The sequence below is a fragment of the Taklimakanibacter lacteus genome, assembly GCA_003576695.1.
In the GTDB taxonomy this organism is placed as follows: Bacteria; Pseudomonadota; Alphaproteobacteria; order Rhizobiales; family Aestuariivirgaceae; genus Taklimakanibacter; species Taklimakanibacter lacteus.
Genome location: QOZQ01000004.1, coordinates 402265 through 421436 on the forward strand (window position 1 = coordinate 402265; position 19172 = coordinate 421436).

Below are 19172 nucleotides of genomic sequence, written 5' to 3' on the forward strand. Positions count from 1 at the left end.
TATCCAACATGATGCAAGCCGGCATATTCACAGGCTACTTTCCTTATGGCCTCGAAGAGACCGCGAAAAAGATCCGTGGGCTCAATTTCAACACCGTCCAGCTCGATCTCCATTTCAAGGATGTCGACCTGTCGGCGGGCCAGATCACCAAGGACAAGGCCAGGAAGGTGCGCGACGTGTTTCGTGACCATCACCTGCCGATCTGCTGCGTGTCGGGTTATACGAATATCGTGCATCCCGACAAGAAGGAGCGCGACAAGCGCGTCGGCTATCTGAAAGAGATCATCCGCAATGCGCGCCATTTCGGCACGCCCTATGTGATCTCGGAGACCGGCACCTTCAACACCGAATCTGATTGGGTGCATCACCCGAAGAACAAGACGGAAGAGGGCTTCGAGGATTGCCGCAAGGTGATCGCCGATCTGGCGCAGACGGCCTACGACCATGGCGCGGTCTTCCTGCTCGAGACCTATGTCAACAATGTCGTGGGCTCGGTCGAAGAGACGGTCAAGATGTTCGCCCAGGTCGATCACCCGGGCCTCGGGCTCCTGATGGACCCGACCAATTATTTCGAAACCCACAATATCGACAAGATGGACCAGATCCTCAATCAGGTCTTCGACACGCTGACCGACAAGATCAGGATCGCGCATGCCAAGGATGTGAAGCGCTCCGGCACCGACAAGAGCGAAAAGCATGCCGATATCGGCGATGCGGATGCGCTTGAGAGCCATACTTTCCGCGGCGTGGGCGAGATCGAGCTGCCGGCGCCGGGCCTGGGCTCGCTCAATTACGACCTCTATCTGCGGCGGCTTTCGGAAAAGCATCCGAATATCCCGATGATCATCGAGCATCTGTCGGAAGACGATGTTCCGAGGGCCAAGAAATTTCTCGACGGCAAGTTTCGTTCCAACGGACTCTAACTCGTGGAGTGATGGATATGCGCATAGCCAGACTGAATATCGCCGCCGCAGCGGCCTTCATCGCCGCTTCGGTCCTTGCCGGCACCGCTCACGCCCAGGAGAAGACCTTCTATCTTCTCTCGCATGGCGGGCCGTCGGATGCCTTCTGGATCGACTGGAATGCCGGCGCCACCAAGGCCTGCGAGCAGCTCAAGGTCAAATGCAACATCTCCTTCTCGGGCGGCGACATGGCGGCCCAGAAGGAAGCCTTCAACTCGGCCATCGCCGCTAAGCCCGACGGCATCGGCACCACCTCGGCGCAGCCCGGCCTGTGGAATGCCGAGGTGAAGGCCGCCAAGGATGCCGGCATCCCGATCGTGTTCTTCAACACCGATGACACGGCGACGGGCCGGCAGGCCTATGTCGGCGCCGATCTCAGGCAGGCCGGCGTCACCTGGGCCAAATTCCTGGTCGACAACAAGCTGGTAAAGCAGGGCGACAGGGTTTTCCTCCCCGTCGAAGTGCCGGGCGCTAGCTATCAGCAGCTCGAGACCGAGGGCATCGCCAGCGTCTTCGATCCGCTCGGCATCAAATATGATGTCGTTGATGCGGGCACCGATCCCGCCGGCATCGTCGCCAAGATGAGCGATTATATGCTGGCGAACAACCCGCCGGCGATCATCGCGCTGGGCGACTCGGTCGCGGCGGCGGTGCGCAAGGTGTTCGACAATGGCGGCATCAAGCCCGGCTCCATCCCGGTGGTGGGCTGGGGCAATTCCAAGGACACGGCGGAAGCGGTGCGCGACGGCTATGTCAATGCCGCGGCCTGGCAGTTCCCCTCGGCCCAAGGCTTCATGCCGGTCGCGCTGCTCGATCTGGCGGCATCCGGCGAGCCGATCGGCTATGATATCCAGACCTTCAGTCTCTACGACAAATCGAGCGTCGAGCCGATTTTGAAGCTCTATGAGAAAAAGTGAAGCAGTTCGGAACCATGCGACACGCCCACCGATGCGCTTGTTCCTCCCTCCGCCGCCGAAGGCGGGGAGGGTGGCGCGCGGAACGCGCGACGGGTGGGGTGTTAACGCCAGAATGTCTCGCAAGCAAAGTTGCCTGCAAGCAGATGGAGGCGGAGAGACCCCACCCGTCCGCCCTGCGGGCGTCCACCCTCCCCGCGCTTCGCGCGGCGGAGGGAGATTTTGGGGGAGCGCGAGGTTAAACGTCCAATGACCGCAGTTGCTGAAAAACTGGAGATGAGAAGCGAAAGATGGCGCGGCCTCCTGGCTTCGCCGCAATTCGCTTCGCTTGCCATATTGGTGATCGTGCTGGCCGCCTTTTCGGCGGTCAACCCGAACTTCCTGTCGCCGCTCAACATCTCCAACATGATGGCCTTCCTGCCTGAGCTCGGCATCATGGCGCTGGCCATGACGCTGCTCCTGACGGCGGGCGAGTTCGACCTCTCGGTCGGCGCGGTCTTCGCGCTGGGGCCCGTCATCGTGATGCTGCTGGCGCAGACGGCCGGTATCGATATCGGCGTGGCGCTGCTCATCGGCCTTCTGGTGTGCATCGCCATCGGGGCAATCAACGGCCTCATCGTCACCAAGATCGGCATATCTTCCTTCCTGGTGACGCTGTCGATGCTGCTGATCGTGCGCGGCGCGGCGCTCTATATCACGCAGGGCTTCCCGCTCAAATCCTGGGACCAGCCTGGCGTCTTCGTGACCTTGCTCGCCGGCAGCTTCGATCTCGGGCCCTTCAAGCTCTATGTCTCGCTCTGGTGGTTCATCGCCCTGACGCTGCTATGCGCCTATATCCTCAACTATGCCAAGCTCGGCAACTGGATCAGTGCCATCGGCTCCAACCGCAATGCGGCGGTGGCGCGCGGCGTGCCGGCCGATGCCGTCAAGATCTGGCTGTTCATCTTCACCTCGGTGCTTGCCGGCCTCGCCGGGATGATCAGCGCGTTCCGCATCTCGGCCGCCTCGCCGGTCGCGGGCACCGGCTATGAGCTCGAGGTCATCGCCATGGTCGTGGTCGGCGGCACGGCGCTCACCGGCGGGCGCGGCACCATCCTCGGCACGGTGGTCGGCGCCTTCATGCTGCGCGCCATCCGCAACGGCATCGTTCTCATCGGCGTGCCGGGCCTTGCATTCAATATCTTTGTCGGCGCCATCATCCTGGTGATGCTGGTGCTGCATGCACTCATCCAGAAAAGGAGCGCCTGGCGATGACCGCGGAAGTGCTCCGGCTGGAGCGGATCAGGAAGTCCTTCGGCAGCGTCAATGCGCTCAAGAACGCCTCGATGACGCTGAAGGAGGGCGAGGTGGTGGCGCTGGTCGGCGACAATGGCGCCGGCAAGTCGACCCTCATCAAGGCCATATCGGGCGTCCATCCGATCGATGGCGGCGAGATCTTCATGCATGGAAGGAAGGTTGCCATCACATCGGCGCGAGACGCCATCGATCTCGGCATCGAGACGATCCACCAGGATACCTCGCTCGCCCCGGATCTTTCCATCGCCCGCAATCTGTTTCTCGGGCGCGAGCCGGTGAAGTTGTCCTTCCTCGGCGTGCTGGCGCCGCTCGATTTCACCGAATTGCGCAGCTCAGCCTCGGCGCTCCTCAAGCGGGTGGGCATCTCCAAGAAGCTCGATGCCGATGCGACGGTCAACACGCTGTCGGGCGGCGAGCGCCAGTCGATCGCCATTTCGCGGGCCATGCAGTTTGCGGCGAAAGTGATCATCCTCGATGAGCCGACCAACAATCTGGGCGTCGAGGAGACACATGGCGTGCTGCGCTTCGTCAAGGAGGTGCGGGCGGCGGGCCATACGGTGCTGTTCATTACGCACAATATCCATCACGTCTTCGAAGTGGCGGACCGCATCATCGTGATGCGCCGGGGCGAGATCGTCGCCGAACGCACTGTTGCCGATACGGATCTGCTGACGGTCGAGAGCCTGATCATGGGCGCCGATATGTCCAAGCTCCTCAGGGACAAGCAGGTGCATTGATGGTGCGACTCTACGGACAGACGCTTTCCCGCCGGGCGGTCGCCGAACGTTCGGGCATGCTTTCGCAATTCGCCGGTGTCAGGCTGATGACGCTGGGCGATGGCGTCGAGCGCGGCATACGCCTGCTCGAATTCCGCACCGGGACGGGACTGCGCTTCACCGCGCTCGTCGACCGCGCCCTCGATATCGCCGATTGCGAGTATAAGGGCCAGGCGATCGGCTGGCATTCGCCGAGCGGCTTTCGGCATCCGGGCTTGCATGATTATGAAGGCGAAAACGGGCTCGGCTGGGCGCGCTCCTTCTCAGGCCTCCTCGCCACCTGTGGCCTCGATCATATACTTGGGCCCGCGGTGGTGCCGGCCGACAATTACAACTATCCGGGCCGGAAGTCGGTGCGGCATTCGCTGCATGGGCGGGTGGGCACCATCCCGGCGCGTCTCACCGGCTATGGCGAGAGCTGGGACGGCGACAGTTGCATCCTGTGGGCCGAAGGCACCATCCAGCAATCGGCGGTGTTCGGGGAGGATCTCCATCTCATCCGGCGGATCGAGGCGGATATGGGTGGCAATGAGATCCGCATCTCCGACAGGGTCGTCAATCACGGTTTCGCCAGGACGCCGCATATGTTCTTCTACCATGTCAATGTCGGCTATCCGCTGCTGGATGAGGGCTCGCGCTATCTGGCGCCCATCAGGGATGTCGTGTGGGCGGCGCATGCGGGCGAGGCCTATCGCGACCAGAAAGCCGGCTATCGCACCATTCCGGCACCACGGCCGGGGTTTCGCGAGCAGGTGTGGCAGCATGAGCTCGCCGCGGATGGGAAAGGCGAAGTGCCCGTGGCGGTCGTCAATGACCGGCTGGGCCTCGGCTTCGAGGTAATCACACGCAAGGACCAGCTGCCCTGCCTCTATGAATGGCAGAATTTCCAGGCGGGCAACTACGTGCTGGGCATCGAGCCCTCGACCCATCATGCGCTCGGCAATCTCAGCGCGCGCGAGCGCGGCGAGATGATCTGGCTCGATCACGACGAGAGCCGTTCCTACCAGGCGGCTTTCCGGGTGCTCGACGGTGCTGAGGAGATTGCGGCGGCGGAACGCCGTATTAATGTGATTGCGCGCCAGCCGCAGGAAGACTTCCCGGCGCCGTCCGGCAGGTTTCCGGCGCTCGGACCGCGAAGGAGTGCAGAATGACAGCGACCGTGGGAAAGAAGAAGCGCGATTACAGCCTCGTCGGCGAAAGCACCAGGAAGGCGATCGAAACCGGCCTCGCCTCGGCCGAGTGGTATCATACTGATGTTTCGCGCAAGGAGATGAAGCAGCTGATGCAGCGCTCGGACGGGCCGGCGATGCGCGACACGATCATCTGGTTCGCCGCCATCATAGGTTCGGCGGCCGGCGGCATCTATTTCTGGGGCAGCTGGTGGTGCGTGCCGTTCTTCTTCGTCTATGGCGTGCTCTACGGGTCATCGAGCGACTCGCGCTGGCATGAGGGTGGCCATGGCACGGCCTTCCGCACCCGCTGGATGAATGACGTGATCTACCAGATTGCGAGCTTCATGCTGATGCGCAACCCCACGACCTGGCGGTGGAGCCATGCGCGTCACCATACCGACACGATCATTGTCGGCCGCGACGCCGAGATCGCGGTGATGCGCCCGCCCGATCTGATCCGCCTCGTCCTCAATTTCGTCGGCATCATCGATGTCTGGTACTCGCTGATCGCGCTGGGTAGGAATGCGCTCGGCATCGTATCGCCGGACGAGAAATCCTATATCCCGGAGACGGAGCAGCATAAGGTCGTCACTGCCGGGCGCATCCATATCGCGATCTATATCGCGACCCTGGCTGCCGCCTTTTATCTGCGCTCCTGGCTGCCGCTGATGCTCATCGGCCTGCCGCGCATGTATGGCTGCTGGCATATGGTGATGACCGGATTGCTGCAGCATATCGGGCTCGCCGACAATGTCACGGATCACAGGCTCAATACCCGCACCGTCTATATGAATCCGGTGAGCCGCTTCATCTACTGGAACATGAATTATCACGTCGAGCATCACATGTTCCCGATGGTGCCCTATCATGCGCTGCCGAAGCTGCATGAGATGATCAAGCACGACCTGCCGGTGGCCAATCCCTCGATATGGCATGCCTATCGCGAAGTATGGCCGGTGATCCTGCGGCAGCTGCGCAATGAGGATGATTTCCTCAAGCGCGAATTGCCGCCGACGGCAAAGCCCTATCGCGAGGAGTTCCACGCGGTGAACATGGCAAACGCCGCCGAATAGCGCGCATTTTCAGAACATCAGATTGGAGCGACTGTAATGAGTGAATGGGTCGAGGCCTGCAGCGAAGGCGATGTGGAAACGGAAGATGTGATCCGTTTCGACCATGGCGGGCGGACATTCGCGATCTACCGCTCTCCCGATGATGAGTTCTTCGCGACCGATGGCTTCTGCACCCATGAGAAGATGCATCTCGCCGATGGCCTGGTGATGGACGATATCATCGAATGCCCGAAGCATAATGGCCGGTTCAACTACAAGACGGGCGAGGCCAAGGGCGCGCCGGTCTGCATCAATCTGAAGACTTATCCGGTCAAGGTCGAGGCCGGGAAGGTGATGATCCAGCTCGATTGATCATATTCAGGGCGTACAGAGGGAAGAAAAGATGAGCCGGAAGAGACCGACGGTCGCCGATATCCGGGCGATGAAGGGCAAGCGGCAGCTCACCATGCTGAGGGTGATGACGCTGGAGGAGGCGGAAGCAGCGGAGAGAGCCGGTGTCGATATCGTCTCCATACCGCCCGAGCTGCTGCTCAATCCGCAATATCGCGATGCGGCGCCGAGCCTGTTCTCGATGCCGGGCGACAATTTCTATGAATTCGGGACAGCGGATGACTTCGTCCGCTTCGCCTTCAGGCTCTACAAGGCGAGTGCCGATGCGATCTATTGCGCGGCAGGCTTTCCGACGGTGAAGCGGCTGGCCGAGGACAATATCCCGGTCATCGGGCATGTCGGTTTGATCCCGTCGCGAGCGACATGGACAGGGGGCTTCAAGGCGGTCGGCAAGACGGCCGAGAGCGCGCTCCAGATCTTCGAGGCGGTCAAGACCTATGAGGAAGTGGGCGCCTTCGGGGCCGAGATCGAGGTCGTGCCGGTGGAAGTGGCGCAGGCGATCTCCGAACGCACCTCGCTGATCATGCTGTCGATGGGGGCGGGGACCGGCTGCGATGCGCAATATCTCTTCGCCGAGGATGTGCTGGGCACCAATCGCGGGCACATGCCCAGGCATTCGAAGGTCTATCGCAATTTCGCCGCCGAATATGACCGGCTGCAGAAAGAGCGCATCGCCGCCTTCTCGGAATTCGTGGCCGACGTGAACAGCCTGGCCTATCCGGAGGAGAAGCATATCGTGCGGATGGACCCGGCCGAGCTCAAGTCCTTCATGACGAGCCTTGGCGGCTAGGCGAGCGGGCCAAAGATCCTCATCAATCCCCGCGGATACTATTGCACCATCTAGTTACTTACCTTAGGGTGGCCGGGCCAACTGGGTGAGGGAATGATGGCCATCAAGCTGCGGAAATTTGGACGGACCGGTCTCACGGTCACCGATATGGGATTCGGCGCCGCCCCGATCGGCAATTTCCTCAAGCCTATCCCGGAAGAGGTCTCCAATGCCTTGGTGGAACGCGCCTGGGCTGCGGGGATGCGCTATTTCGATACCGCGCCGCTCTATGGCCATGGGCTTTCCGAAATCCGTCTCGGGCAGGCCTTGCGCTGGAAGAAGCGCGACGATTTCGTCGTCTCGTCCAAGGTCGGGCGGCTGCTCAAGCCGGCGCCGCGGGCCAGCATCGATTTCACGCCCTGGGTCGATGCCGCGCCTTTCACGCTCCATTTCGATTATTCCTATGATGGAGCGATGCGGTCGCTCGACGACACGTTGCAGCGTATGGCGATCGAGCGCATCGACATCGCCTTCATCCATGATTGCGACGTGTTCAATCATGGACCCGAGCAGCAAAAGGTCTATTTCAGGCAGGCAATGGACGGAAGCTACAAGGCCTTGCTGAAGATGCGCGAGCAGGGCGTCGTGAAATCGATCGGCTTCGGCGTCAATGAGTGGCAGGTGTGCCATGAGGCCTTGAAGCAGGGCGATTTCGACAGTTTCCTGCTGGCCGGGCGCTACACGCTGCTCGAGCAGGACTCGCTCGATGAATTCCTGCCTCTATGCGAGGAGCGCAATGTCGCCGTCGTCATCGGCGGCGGACTCAATAGCGGCATCCTCGCCACCGGCGCCGTTGCGGGCGCCAAGTACAATTACGCGCCGGCGCCGCAACCGATCCTCGACAAGGTCCGCAAGATCGAAGTGGTCTGTGCGCGCCACAAGGTGCCGCTGCCGGCGGCGGCGCTGCAGTTCCTCCTCGCCCACCCCGCCATTGCGTCGCATGTGCCGGGAACCCGCACCGTCCAGCAGATGGAGCAGAACATCGCCTGGATCAGCCATCCGATCCCGGCGGCCTTCTGGCAGGAGCTGAAGCAGGAAGGGCTCCTGCGCCAGGACGCGCCGACACCGAAAGGGTAGGCGGGCAGCTATTCGTAGGATTGCACCACCGCGAAAACGGCTTGCACCACCTTGGCCATCCTCTGGTAGTCGAGCTTGTCGGCCGTGTCCTCCGCCTCGTGATAATGGGGATTCCGGTAGAAGGCGGTATCGGTGATCATCAGGGCGGGAAAGCCTTCATTCCAGTAGGCCTGATGATCGGAGAAGTCGACGCCCGGGATCACGGGAAGAGTATTGATCGAGTGAGCCGGCAAGTCGCTGGCCCCGGCCATTGCCGCCTTGACCTTGCGCGTCTGTGACCAATCATTGAGACGGCCAATGATCGCGATGAAATTGCCCCGGTCGGGATAGATCAGGTCCATGCCGGGAAAAGGATAGCTTTGGCTGTCGGGCAGGTCGCTGTACCAGCCGATCATTTCGAGCGCCAGCATCAGCGACACCTCACGGCCGGTGGCACTGAGGGAGCGCGCATGATGGGCGCTGCCCATCTGCTCGGTGCGGAAATGGGGCGGCTCCTCCAGCGTATAGGCAACCAGCTCGACCGGCCGGCGCGGCGGATTTTGGCCAAGCAAACGCGCCAGCTCGATCAATCCGGCAACGCCGCTGGCATTGTCATCGGCGCCCGGGGTCGTCTCGAAGGAATCATAGTGGGCGCCGATCACCAGGAGGGAACCTTCCGCGGGGCCGAAGCGGGCGATCACATTACGGTATTTTTCGCCCTGGATCTCGAACCATTGGTCGGCGACAGCGGCACCTGAAGCGGTGAATTCCTTGTGCACATAGTCGGCCGCAGCTTCGAGATTGGTGAGGTTCTCGATGCTGCGCGGATGCAATGTCTCGCTCAGCATCCGCACATGGGCGGCGAGGCGTTCCGGCGACACGGGAGGCGATTTTGCAGGCAGCGGCCTTACCAGGGGCTGCACCGTCACGGCGTAGAGTGCCAGAAATACCACAAAAGCGGCGAGTACCAGCTCGAGGAAGACTCTCTTCATTCCCGCGAGCAAGCTTGCACCTTGCGGCTATTTGATGACCAGCACCTTGCTGCGGTCCATGGTGATGGCGACGGCGGCGACGAGGATGAAGCCGAAGACGATCTGCTGGGCGAAGACCGACACGCCCATGAAGGTCATGCCGATGCGCACCACCTGGACGATGAGCGCGCCGACGAAGCTGCGCCAGATCGAGCCGACGCCGCCGGTGATGGCGGTGCCGCCGACGACGATCGCGGCGATGGCGGGAAGCAGGAATTCGCTGGCAAGGGTGGGTGAGCCCGAGCCCAGCCGCGCCGCCATGACGATGCCGGCGATGCCCGCCATGGTGCCCGAGAGGGTGAAGGCCATGATCTTGATGCGATTCACGTCGATGCCCGAGGCCATGACGGCGCGCTCCTGGGCGCCGATGCCGCGCACCAGGCGGCCGAAAGGGGTGAGCTGCAGGATGGCGCTGAGGATGATGAGGAAGACGGCGCCAACCCAGATCTCTCGCGGAATGCCGAGCGTGTCGCCGACGGCCCAGCCAAGATAGCTGTCGCGCAATTCGGCCGGGATGTTGACGGAGCGCGTGTCGGAGAACCAATAGCCGGCGCTGATCACGACGCCGCTTACGGCCAAGGTGGCGATGAAGGAAGGGATGCGCAGCCTGGTCGAGACGAAGCCGCCGGCGAAGCCCGCGACAGCACCGCCCAGCACGGCGAGCGGAATGGCGAAAATGCCATAGCGCGGCAAGTAGGCGGCAAGGATGCAGCTCGTCATCGAGGCCACCGCCTGGACCGAGAGATCGATGCCGCCCATCATGATGACAAGCGTCACGCCCGAGGCCATCAGGAAGAGCGTCATGGTGTCGGCGGTGACCGACAGGAGATTGCTGGCGGCGAAGAAGGTCGGATCATAGCCGCCGATGAGCAGCACCAGAAGAACCAGCACGATCACCGGAAGGAAGGTCTGGAGCAGGGCTTTGTATCTGTCGACCATGTCAGACCATATGCCGGATGAGATCGACCTGGGCGGGCTTGCCGCCCGGTGGCGCCTCGAAAGTCGCGGTCACCTCGCCATCGCGCATCACCAATATGCGGTTGGAAAGGCCGATGACCTCTTCCAGCGTATCGCCGAGGAGGATGACGGCCATGCCTTCGGCTGTCATGTCGCGCACCAGCTCATAGACATCCTCCTTGGCGCCGACATCGATGCCCCGCGTCGGATGATCGAGGATCAGCACGCGCACCCCGGCGACTCGCCATTTGGCGAGCACCACCTTCTGCTGGTTGCCGCCGGAGAGGCTCCCCACCATGGTCGCCGTGGACGGCGTCTTGATCTTGAGGCGGCCGATCCATTCCTGGGCGGTGGCGTGCTCGGCGGCAAAGCGCAAGATGCCGCTCGCGACATATTTCGGCAAAGCGGCGAGCGTCATGTTCTCGGCGACGGTGAAGGCCGAGACCTGACCTTCGGTCTTGCGCTCGCTCGGGACGAGGCCGATGCCCTTGCGGGCCGCCTCATGGGGAGCGCCGAAGCGGACGACACTGCCGTCCACCGTCAAGGTCCCCCGGTCGGCCGGAGAATGGCCGGCCAGGCAGCGGGCCAGATCCTCGCGGCCCGAGCCGATGACGCCGGCAATGCCGATGATCTCGCCTGCATGCAGGGGGAAGCTGATATTGGAGAAGGCGCCTTCCTTGCAGAGACCGTTGCAGCTGAGGACGACCTGGGAGGAGGGCGCCGCCTGGCGGGCCTCGCGGTAATATTCATGATGCAACTGGCGGCCGACCATATGCTGGTGCAGGTCCTTGACCGTCGCCTCGCCGCTGCCAAGCTCCTTCACCACCTTGCCGTCGCGCATGACATAGACGCGGTCCGAGATGTCGAGCACCTCCTCGAGCCGATGCGAGATGAAGACGATGGAAGCGCGCTGCTTGAGATCGCGCACGATCTCGAACAGGAGATCGACTTCCTTGCGCTCGACCACCGAGGTCGGCTCATCGAGCAATATGGTGACGTCGCCCTTGATGCGGCTGTCGAGCGACAGGGCCTTGGCGATCTCCACCATCTGGCGGTCGGCGAAGGACAGGTCGGCGCAGCGTGTGCCCGGATGGCAGGCGAGGCGAACCTTCTTGAGCTCGACGGCCGCCGCCTCATTCATGCGCGCCTTCGAGATCAGGCCGTAACGGAGGAATTCCTCCTCGCGACCCAGAAAGATGTTCTCGGCGACGGTGAGCGTCGGCAGGATCGACTGTTCCTGGAACACCATGGCGATGCCGGAATCGAAAGCAAGGCGCGGCGAAACGATCCGGATCGCCTGGCCATTGACGAGGATCTCGCCCCGATCCGGCTGGTAGATGCCGTTCAGCACCTTGAGGAGGGAAGATTTGCCGGCGCCATTCTCGCCGATAAGGCCCACGACCTCGCTCTTGTTGATGGCGAAGGAGACATCGTCGAGCGCCTTCACGCCCGGAAAGGACTTGGAGACGCCGCGCAATTCGAGGACCGGCGGCATCATTTCACCACTTCGAGGCGCGAGCGGTCGAGGGCGAGCGCCACCGCGGCGATGATGAGAAGGCCCTGGACCCCCTGCTGCACATAGGGCTCGACCCCCATGAGGACGAGGCCATTGGCGAGCACGACGACGATCATGACGCCGATGACGGAATTGAGGACGGAGCCGACGCCACCGGACAAAGCGGTGCCGCCCACCACGACCGCGGTAATGGTGGTGAAGAGGCGGCCCTGGCTGATGAGCGCATGGCCCTGGCCGAATTGCGCCGCCGACAGGACACCGCCCAACCCATAGAAGAGGCCGGCCACGGTGAAGATCAGGATACGGGTACGCTCGATCGGAATGCCGGCATGGCGGGCCGTCATCTCATCGGTGCCGATGGCATAGAGCCAGCGGCCGAGACGGGTGCGCTCCTGGATGATGAAGGCGATGGCGACCGAGGCGATAGCGATCCACACCGCCATGGGAATGCCGAGCGGGCGGCCAAGAGAGAGGAAACGGAAAGTCTGGTCGGATATGCGCACCGTATCGCCCCCCAGCACGGCCATGGCGATGCCGACGCCGGCAAAGCCGACGCCGAGCGTCGTCATGAAGGAGGGGGTCTTGAGCTTCACATGCAGCAGGCCATTGAGAAGACCCATGACGCCGCCGGCAATGACGGCGAGGGGAACCGCGAAGAGGCCGATGGCGTAAGGCGAAATGTCATTGGTGACGAGCAGGCTCACCATCACAGCCGTCAAGGCGACGATGCCCTCGACGGAGAGATCGATGCTGCCCATGAGAATGATGAAGGTGGCGCCCATGCACAGCACAAGCGGGATGGCGGCCGAATTGAGCAGGCGGATGAAATTGCCGATGGTGAGGAAGTTGCCGTTGAACAGGCTGATCAGGATGCACAAAGCGAGAAGCACCGCAAGTGGGGCCCATTTGCGCCATTGTGCCAAAGCACCGCCATTCAGTGCAGCAGTCTTCAAACGGTTCCTCCCGATCAGATCGTGATCGCCCATCAAACCGTCATCCCGGCGTAAGCCGGGATCCATTAAATTCTTCCAACGCGATCAATATCACCCGCGTGAACTTATTCAATGGATCCCGGCTTGCGCCGGGATGACGTAACGCGTGCTAGCTGCGATACTGGATCTGGCCAGTGGCCTTGCCCCACAGATCGCCGAAATCGGTCTTGGGCGGGTTGTTCTTGTAGTCGGCGACCGTGTCCTTGGTGACGATGATGCCGGTGCCGTAGAATTCGCGATGTTCCTTCGGCTCCTTGGTGATGTCGATCTTGCCGGTGACATGGGCATAGGGGATCGCAAGGCCCATGCCGCCGGTCCACAGCGGATCCCAGGCGACGGTGCCGGCGAATTCCCCGGCCTCGATCGCCTTCACCGCGGCATCGATGCCGTCGATGCCGACGACCGGAACCTTGCCGGCAAGGCCATTCTGGCGTAGCGCCTCGAGCGCGCCCATGCCCATGCCGTCATTGGCGGCGAAGACGCCCTTCACCTCATCGCCGAAGCGGGTGATCCAGGCCTGGGTGATGTCGAAGGCCTTCTGCTCATTCCAGTCGGCTGGCTGGAAGTCGAGCAATTTCACCTTGCCATTGGTCTTGGCGATCGCATTGTCGAGACCGAGCTTGCGCTCGATGGCTGGCACATTGGAAAGAATGCCGCCCAGCGCCACGATGCCGCCTTCGCCGCCGAAGGCCGCGAAGAGGGCATTGGCGATGGCTTCGGCCGTCGGCACACCGTCGAAGGACATATGCGCCACGTAGTTCGGATCGAAATCCCAGGGGTGAAGATCGTCGGGCTTGTTCCACTGGGTGACGACGAAGCCGCCCGCCTTCTTCACTTCCTCGACGATCACCCGCGCATCGGGCGAATCATTGGGATCGACATTGAGGATGAGCTTGCCGCCGGTGCGCTGGAGCAGGGCCTTGATGTCGGAGATGCCTTTCTCCGAATTGCCGTCGGTGACCAGCGTCTCGAACTTGGCGCCGACCGTCTTGGCGAAATCCTCGCCGCCCTTGGCGAAGGTCGCGTGATAAGGATTGGCGACCGAGCGCATGGAATTGGCAAGCGTCCAGGTGGTCTCCTGGGCGATGGCCGGCATCGGAAAAGATCTTGCCACCGCGGCGACGGCGGCAGCGCCTGCCGCGCCCTTCAGCAGCGCGCGGCGGTTCACAGACGATTTCACAGCAGGCGAAAACGGTTTCCCGGCAGTCATTCACGTCCTCCCATTTCTTTGCTTTACTGCACTAAATAGTTACTGCATTCTAGGCTCGAGTCAAGGCGGCAGAGAAGATCTGCCACATCTTTAGGCAGTTACGAGAAAACCATTTTCTAACAGGGTGTTAGCCATGAATACGGCATCCGCCGCCGAGTCCGAGGCGGCTCCGAGAGCGACCCAGAAGGGGCGTGACGCTGATCTCACGCGCAAGCGCATCCTGACGGCGGCGACGGTGGAATTCGGGCGCAAAGGCTTGGGCGGAGCCCGGGTCGATGAGATCGCGCGGCGCTCCAAATCCAACCAGCGCATGATCTATCATTATTTCGGCAGCAAGGAGCTGCTGTTCACGGCCGTGCTGGAAGCGGCCTATTCGGATATCCGCGCGGCCGAACAGAAGCTCAATCTCGACGCGCTCGCGCCCACGGAAGCGATCGCGACACTGGTGCGCTTCACCTGGACCTATTATCTCGAGCATCCCGAGTTCCTGTCGCTGGTCAACAGCGCCAATCTGCACCGTGCCCGGCATATCAAGGGTTCGCAGATCGTGCGCAAGGTGACCGACACCTTCATCCTGATGGTGAAAGCGATCCTCGATCGCGGCGTGGCGGCGGGCGAGTTCCGCGCCGGGGTCGATCCGGTGCAGCTCAACATCACCATCGCGGCCATCGGCTATTATTACCTGACCAACCGCTATACCGGCTCGATCATCTTCGATCGCGACCTGATGGCGCCCGAACATCTCGATGAGCGCCTGGCCTTCAATCTGGAGACGATCCTGCGTCTGGTGAGGAAGGTGCCATGAGCGCTCTTCTCCCCATGCCGAAATTCACCGCCGACATCTATGACCAGATCCATGAGACGGCGCGACGTTTCGCCGAAGAGCGGGTGCGCCCGCGCGCCGCGGAGCTCGATGAGAGCGAAGCCTTTCCGGCTGATATCTACCAGGAGATGGCCGAGCTTGGGCTGTTCGGCATCACAGTGCCTGACAGCTATGGCGGCGCCGGGCTCGATGCGCTCTGCTATGCGCTGGTGATGGAGGAGCTGTCGCGCGGCTATGCATCGGTTGCCGATCAATGCGGGCTGGTCGAGCTGATCGGCACCTTGCTGTCGGTGCATGGAAGCGAGCGACAGCGGCAGCGCTATCTGGGCGATGTTCTGGCCGCCCGCAAACGCGTCGCCTATTGCATCACCGAAGCGGAAGCCGGCACCGATGTGTCCGGCATCAAGACGACGGCGGTGAAGGACAGCGCGGGCTACAGGCTCTCCGGCACCAAGATGTGGATCCACAATGCGCCGGTAGCCGATTTCGCCTATGTGCTGGCGCGCACCGATCCCGCGCTCGGCAATCGCGGCATGTCGATCTTCGTCGTCGATCTCGGGCTCAAGGGCGTGTCGCGCGGCAAGAAAGAGAAGAAGATGGGCCAGCGTGCCTCGCCGGTGGGCGCCTTGCATTTCGATGAGGTTGCATTGGGAGAGGATGCGCTGATCGGCGCACCCAATCGCGGCTTCCACATCATGATGAGCGCTCTCGACAAGGGGCGGATCGGCATTGCCGCACTGGCGATCGGCATCGCGCAGGCGGGGCTCGAGGCGGCGCTCGACTACGCCAGGACCCGCAGGCAGTTCGGCAAGGCGATCGCCGAGAACCAGGGCCTGCAATGGATGCTGGCCGACATGAAGAAGGACATCACCGCCGGCCGTGCGCTCGTCCATCGGGCCGCCATGACCATGGATGCAGGGCTTTCGCCCACGATGGATTGCGCCATTGCCAAATGCTTTGCCGGCGACATTGCCGTGCAGCATGCCGCCAATGCGGTGCAGATCTTCGGCGGCTCCGGCTATATACGCGGCTTCGAGGTGGAACGGCTCTATCGCGATGCCAAGATCACCCAGATCTATGAGGGAACCAACCAGATCCAGCGCTCGATCATCGCGCGCGAATTGCTGAGGGCGTGACGATGGCGCGTGAACTCGAAGCCGCCATCGGCCAGCGCGTCTCCGTCAGCAAGACCGTGTCGGAAAGCGATGTCTATCTTTTCGCCGGCATCACCGGAGATTTCGCGCCCAATCATGTAGATGAGGAATTCATGCGCGGCACGCAATATGGCCGGCGCATTGCCCATGGGGCGCTGCTCGTCGGCTATATGTCGCGCGCCTCGACCGCGATCATCGACAGGATCGTGGGCGGGAACGCGGCGCTCTACCCCGTGTCGCTCGGCTATGACCGCATCCGGTTCCTGAAGCCTGTCTTCATCGGGGACACGATCACGGTCACTTATGAAGTGACGGGCAGTGAGCCCGAGAAGGGCCGGACCCTGGCTGCCGTCGAGGTCACGAATCAGGCAGGTGAGCAGGTGGCTGCGGCCACCCATATATTGAAGTGGCTGCCACGGGTTAAAGATCGGAAAGAATGAGCCAAATCACCGGGACTTGAGCGGGGCTACCCAGGGGATGCTATAGGCTCGGCAGTCAGTCCCAGAACCTATGACGGCCCATGATCTCCCGTCTGCCCAAGCCCTCACAAACCGCGCCAGATGTCCTGTTGCGCGAAGCCGATGTCGCCACTGAAAGATTCGTCGCCGTGGTGCGCATGGTGGTGGCAGTCGCATTATATATGGCGGTCGAATTTGCCTTCTCGCGCGGACCGATGCCGGATGTGGGGCTTGTCGAAGCGCGCATGGGAGCGCGCATCGTCATAGGTGTCCTGTTCCTGACGGGTGCGGCCACCTATGCGCTTCTCTATTTTGGCTTCTGGTCGCGCCTCATCGCCTATGTCACCGTGACAGTCGATATCATGGTCATTGGCCTGTCGCTCACCAGCGATCTGGTCGATACGGGATTGCCCGGGCGCTTTGTGTCCGTCCTTCCCGCGGCAGTCGCAGCGCTTCTGGTGCTGGCGGTCGGGTCGCTCAGGCTCAGGCCGGCGGTCCAGATCTACAGCCTCGTCCTCATGCTGGGAATCCTGGTCTTCGCCCTCAGGATCGAAGGGATGAGTTCCGGCAGCGAGAACGCCACAATCGGACTCACCATCTACCAGTTCTTCGGGCCGACCGCGAATGTGGCTCGGCTTGCGATGTTCGTCCTCTTCGGGCTGGTGCTGATCGCGGCGACGGCGCGTGAACAATCTCTGCTGCGCAGCGGCATCGAGGAAACGATGCGGCGCAGCAACCTGGTGCGCTTCCTGCCGACCGAGCTCGCGCCCATGCTCGCCGCCGGCGATGTCGCCGTGCTCAAATCCGGCCAGCGCGCCCGGGTGGCGCTCCTCTTCATAGACATCCGCAACTCGGTGACCATGGAAGAGGCGCTCGATCCGGCGCGCCTGGCCTCGGTAATGAGCGCCTTTCGCACCCGTATCCGTCTTGCCGCCGAAGAGCATCAGGGTGTCGTCGACAAATTCATCGGCGATGGCGCATTCCTCGTCTTCGGCGTGCCGGAAGCGCGGACCGACGATGGCGGGCGCGCCATCGCCTGCGCCAAGGCGATCCTCGCCTCGCTGGCCCAGTGGAACGAGACACGCGCGGCGGCTGGCGAAGAAGCCATCAAGGTCGGCATCGGCGTCCATGCCGGCGAAGCCTTCATCGGTGCTGTCGGCGACGAGACCCGGCTCGAATTCACGGTGCTGGGCGACACGGTCAATGTCGCCAACCGCCTGGAGCAGGCAACCAAGGCTCATGGCGTCATGCTCATCGCTTCTGCCGACATGCTGAAGGAGGCCGGTGAGGATCTGGCGCAGTGGCGTGACCTCGGTGTGGCGGAGCTGCGCGGCCGGCCCGCACCGCTGCATATCATGGGTTACCCGGCCTAGAGCGTGATGGCTTCTCTTCGAGTCGCCATCGCGCTCCAGCTTTTTATTTGCGCTTGATTTTTCCGGAGAACCGGCATCCACTTTTCCGGATCATGCGCTAACTCGTGAGCAGCCGGGCGAGCTCGGGACGCCAGCTCACCCACACATCGCCCTCGGACGGCGCTTTCGTCTCGATGCCCGAGATCTGCTGTGACACGGTAACGGGCTTTTCCTGCGCTGCCGTGGCCAGAAGATATTGCCGGCGGTCGCCGAGATAGGTCTCCGCGATGATCCTGCCTTTGAGGGCATTCTGACCCTGTTCGGGCCTTTTGGTGGAAAGGGTCATCTTCTCCGGACGTACGGCGATATAGACAGGAGCGCCCGTGGCAAGCTGTGTGTCGGCCTCGGCAACGAGCTGGCCGGCGGCGGTATCGACGGTGACATTTGCGCCGGTGGCTGCGGCGACCTTGCCTTCGAACAGGTTCATATTGCCAATGAACTCGGCCACTTCGCGGCAGTTCGGCCTTTCATAGAGATCGTCGGCGCGCGCGATCTGCAGCACCTTGCCCAGGGACATGACGGCGATGCGGTCGGACAGCGTCAGAGCTTCCTCCTGGTCATGGGTCACGAAGACGAAGGTGATGCCGACATTGCGCTGCAGCTGGCGCAGCTCGACCTGCATCTCCTCGCGCAGCTTCTTGTCGAGGGCGCCCAGAGGTTCATCGAGGAGCAGCACCTTCGGGCGGCAGACGAGGGCGCGAGCCAGCGCCACGCGCTGGCGCTGGCCGCCCGAGAGCTGGTGGGCGGCGCGCTTGCCATAGCCGCCAAGCTTCACCAGATCGAGGGCCGCGGCGACGCCGGCACGCATTTCCTCCTTGCCCAGCTTGCGGTTGCGCAAGCCATAGCCGACATTCTCCTCGACATTGAGATGCGGGAAGATCGCATAGCTCTGGAACACCATGTTCGTGGGCCGCCGATTGGCCGGCACATTCGTCATCGACTGGCCGTCAATGAGGATCTCGCCGCTCGTCGGATGCTCGAAGCCGGCCAGCATGCGCAACAGCGTGGTCTTGCCGCAGCCCGAGGGGCCGAGCAATGAGAAGAACTCGCCGCGCCTGATTCCGATGGAGACACCATCGACAGCCGCGACCGGGCCGAAATGCTTGAAGACCTCCCGGATCTCGATGACCTCGTTTCCGGTCTCGCTCATT

The 19172-nt window shown here is 62.4% G+C and carries 19 protein-coding genes; 13 read left to right on the plus strand and 6 right to left on the minus strand.

Translation table 11 applies throughout. The annotated features are described in order from the left end of the window. The first annotated feature begins 8 nt into the window (after positions 1–8). From DT068_RS10185 to DT068_RS10225, 9 genes are all read left to right on the plus strand, one after another. Positions 9–923: a sugar phosphate isomerase/epimerase family protein gene (locus DT068_RS10185; RefSeq protein WP_119389702.1), complete on the plus strand. Its 915-nt coding sequence runs from the start codon at positions 9–11 to the stop codon at positions 921–923. Between the two features lie 17 nt (positions 924–940). Beyond that, a complete protein-coding gene (locus DT068_RS10190; RefSeq protein ID WP_119389801.1) occupies positions 941–1879 on the plus strand; it encodes a sugar ABC transporter substrate-binding protein in 939 nt (312 codons plus the stop codon). 273 nt (positions 1880–2152) lie between these two features. After that, on the plus strand, positions 2153–3130 hold the full coding sequence (locus DT068_RS10195; RefSeq protein ID WP_368904611.1) for an ABC transporter permease: 978 nt from the start codon (positions 2153–2155) through the stop codon (positions 3128–3130). Further along, the gene (locus DT068_RS10200; protein WP_119389704.1) at positions 3127–3909 is read left to right on the plus strand and encodes an ATP-binding cassette domain-containing protein; all 783 of its coding nucleotides are present in this window, start codon (positions 3127–3129) and stop codon (positions 3907–3909) included. The genes DT068_RS10195 and DT068_RS10200 overlap by 4 nt, the downstream gene beginning before the upstream one ends. Continuing rightward, positions 3909–5099: an aldose 1-epimerase family protein gene (locus tag DT068_RS10205; RefSeq protein WP_119389705.1), complete on the plus strand. Its 1191-nt coding sequence runs from the start codon at positions 3909–3911 to the stop codon at positions 5097–5099. Before DT068_RS10200 ends, DT068_RS10205 begins: the two co-directional genes overlap by 1 nt. Further along, positions 5096–6193 carry a fatty acid desaturase family protein gene (locus tag DT068_RS10210; RefSeq protein ID WP_119389706.1) on the plus strand — a complete coding sequence of 366 codons (1098 nt, stop codon included), beginning with the start codon at positions 5096–5098 and terminating at the stop codon, positions 6191–6193. The genes DT068_RS10205 and DT068_RS10210 overlap by 4 nt, the downstream gene beginning before the upstream one ends. A 36-nt stretch (positions 6194–6229) precedes the next feature. Next, entirely contained in the window at positions 6230–6544 is a 315-nt protein-coding gene (locus tag DT068_RS10215) for a MocE family 2Fe-2S type ferredoxin (protein WP_119389707.1), read from the plus strand. Between the two features lie 31 nt (positions 6545–6575). Beyond that, positions 6576–7373, plus strand: coding sequence for a 3-methyl-2-oxobutanoate hydroxymethyltransferase (locus DT068_RS10220; protein WP_119389708.1), 798 nt, complete (start codon positions 6576–6578; stop codon positions 7371–7373). Between the two features lie 93 nt (positions 7374–7466). Further along, positions 7467–8489 carry an aldo/keto reductase gene (locus tag DT068_RS10225; protein WP_119389709.1) on the plus strand — a complete coding sequence of 341 codons (1023 nt, stop codon included), beginning with the start codon at positions 7467–7469 and terminating at the stop codon, positions 8487–8489. 8 nt (positions 8490–8497) lie between these two features. Here DT068_RS10225 and DT068_RS10230 read toward each other — a convergent pair whose 3' ends face one another. From DT068_RS10230 to DT068_RS10250, 5 genes are all read right to left on the minus strand, one after another. Then, a complete protein-coding gene (locus DT068_RS10230; protein WP_119389710.1) occupies positions 8498–9460 on the minus strand; it encodes a M28 family peptidase in 963 nt (320 codons plus the stop codon). 27 nt (positions 9461–9487) lie between these two features. Continuing rightward, positions 9488–10438 carry an ABC transporter permease gene (locus DT068_RS10235; protein WP_119389711.1) on the minus strand — a complete coding sequence of 317 codons (951 nt, stop codon included), beginning with the start codon at positions 10436–10438 and terminating at the stop codon, positions 9488–9490. Between the two features lies 1 nt (position 10439). After that, the gene (locus DT068_RS10240; RefSeq protein WP_368904612.1) at positions 10440–11954 is read right to left on the minus strand and encodes a sugar ABC transporter ATP-binding protein; all 1515 of its coding nucleotides are present in this window, start codon (positions 11952–11954) and stop codon (positions 10440–10442) included. Then, a complete protein-coding gene (locus DT068_RS10245) occupies positions 11951–12925 on the minus strand; it encodes an ABC transporter permease (protein ID WP_368904613.1) in 975 nt (324 codons plus the stop codon). Before DT068_RS10245 ends, DT068_RS10240 begins: the two co-directional genes overlap by 4 nt. Positions 12926–13073: 148 nt before the next feature. After that, positions 13074–14132, minus strand: a complete 1059-nt coding sequence (locus DT068_RS10250; protein ID WP_368904614.1) for a sugar ABC transporter substrate-binding protein — start codon at positions 14130–14132, stop codon at positions 13074–13076. Between the two features lie 175 nt (positions 14133–14307). On the opposite strand from DT068_RS10250, the gene DT068_RS10255 reads away from it, so the two are divergent. The 4 genes from DT068_RS10255 to DT068_RS10270 all read left to right on the plus strand — a co-directional run bounded on the left by DT068_RS10255 (position 14308) and on the right by DT068_RS10270 (position 17982). Next, the gene (locus DT068_RS10255; protein WP_119389714.1) at positions 14308–14979 is read left to right on the plus strand and encodes a TetR/AcrR family transcriptional regulator; all 672 of its coding nucleotides are present in this window, start codon (positions 14308–14310) and stop codon (positions 14977–14979) included. Positions 14980–14993: 14 nt separating this feature from the next. Further along, positions 14994–16133: an acyl-CoA dehydrogenase family protein gene (locus DT068_RS10260; protein WP_119389803.1), complete on the plus strand. Its 1140-nt coding sequence runs from the start codon at positions 14994–14996 to the stop codon at positions 16131–16133. Between the two features lie 2 nt (positions 16134–16135). Then, entirely contained in the window at positions 16136–16591 is a 456-nt protein-coding gene (locus DT068_RS10265; protein WP_119389715.1) for a MaoC family dehydratase, read from the plus strand. Positions 16592–16671: 80 nt separating this feature from the next. Then, positions 16672–17982 (plus strand): adenylate/guanylate cyclase domain-containing protein, encoded by a 1311-nt coding sequence (locus tag DT068_RS10270; protein ID WP_119389716.1) that lies wholly within the window; start codon positions 16672–16674, stop codon positions 17980–17982. Positions 17983–18079: 97 nt separating this feature from the next. Here DT068_RS10270 and DT068_RS10275 read toward each other — a convergent pair whose 3' ends face one another. Further along, positions 18080–19171, minus strand: a complete 1092-nt coding sequence (locus DT068_RS10275; RefSeq protein ID WP_119389717.1) for an ABC transporter ATP-binding protein — start codon at positions 19169–19171, stop codon at positions 18080–18082. Between the last annotated feature and the right edge of the window lies 1 nt (position 19172).

Bases quoted from the DNA above. Each gene is read 5' to 3' on its own strand.
- DT068_RS10270 (WP_119389716.1), top strand. From the start codon at position 16,672: ATGATCTCCCGTCTGCCCAAGCCCTCACAAACCGCGCCAGATGTCCTG.
- DT068_RS10210 (WP_119389706.1), top strand. From the start codon at position 5,096: ATGACAGCGACCGTGGGAAAGAAGAAGCGCGATTACAGCCTCGTCGGC.
- DT068_RS10185 (WP_119389702.1), top strand. From the start codon at position 9: ATGATGCAAGCCGGCATATTCACAGGCTACTTTCCTTATGGCCTCGAA.
- DT068_RS10215 (WP_119389707.1), top strand. From the start codon at position 6,230: ATGAGTGAATGGGTCGAGGCCTGCAGCGAAGGCGATGTGGAAACGGAA.
- DT068_RS10265 (WP_119389715.1), top strand. From the start codon at position 16,136: ATGGCGCGTGAACTCGAAGCCGCCATCGGCCAGCGCGTCTCCGTCAGC.
- DT068_RS10260 (WP_119389803.1), top strand. From the start codon at position 14,994: ATGCCGAAATTCACCGCCGACATCTATGACCAGATCCATGAGACGGCG.
- DT068_RS10200 (WP_119389704.1), top strand. From the start codon at position 3,127: ATGACCGCGGAAGTGCTCCGGCTGGAGCGGATCAGGAAGTCCTTCGGC.
- DT068_RS10235 (WP_119389711.1), bottom strand. From the start codon at position 10,438: ATGGTCGACAGATACAAAGCCCTGCTCCAGACCTTCCTTCCGGTGATC.
- DT068_RS10225 (WP_119389709.1), top strand. From the start codon at position 7,467: ATGATGGCCATCAAGCTGCGGAAATTTGGACGGACCGGTCTCACGGTC.
- DT068_RS10275 (WP_119389717.1), bottom strand. From the start codon at position 19,171: ATGAGCGAGACCGGAAACGAGGTCATCGAGATCCGGGAGGTCTTCAAG.
- DT068_RS10195 (WP_368904611.1), top strand. From the start codon at position 2,153: ATGAGAAGCGAAAGATGGCGCGGCCTCCTGGCTTCGCCGCAATTCGCT.
- DT068_RS10230 (WP_119389710.1), bottom strand. From the start codon at position 9,460: ATGAAGAGAGTCTTCCTCGAGCTGGTACTCGCCGCTTTTGTGGTATTT.
- DT068_RS10205 (WP_119389705.1), top strand. From the start codon at position 3,909: ATGGTGCGACTCTACGGACAGACGCTTTCCCGCCGGGCGGTCGCCGAA.
- DT068_RS10190 (WP_119389801.1), top strand. From the start codon at position 941: ATGCGCATAGCCAGACTGAATATCGCCGCCGCAGCGGCCTTCATCGCC.
- DT068_RS10220 (WP_119389708.1), top strand. From the start codon at position 6,576: ATGAGCCGGAAGAGACCGACGGTCGCCGATATCCGGGCGATGAAGGGC.
- DT068_RS10255 (WP_119389714.1), top strand. From the start codon at position 14,308: ATGAATACGGCATCCGCCGCCGAGTCCGAGGCGGCTCCGAGAGCGACC.
- DT068_RS10240 (WP_368904612.1), bottom strand. From the start codon at position 11,954: ATGATGCCGCCGGTCCTCGAATTGCGCGGCGTCTCCAAGTCCTTTCCG.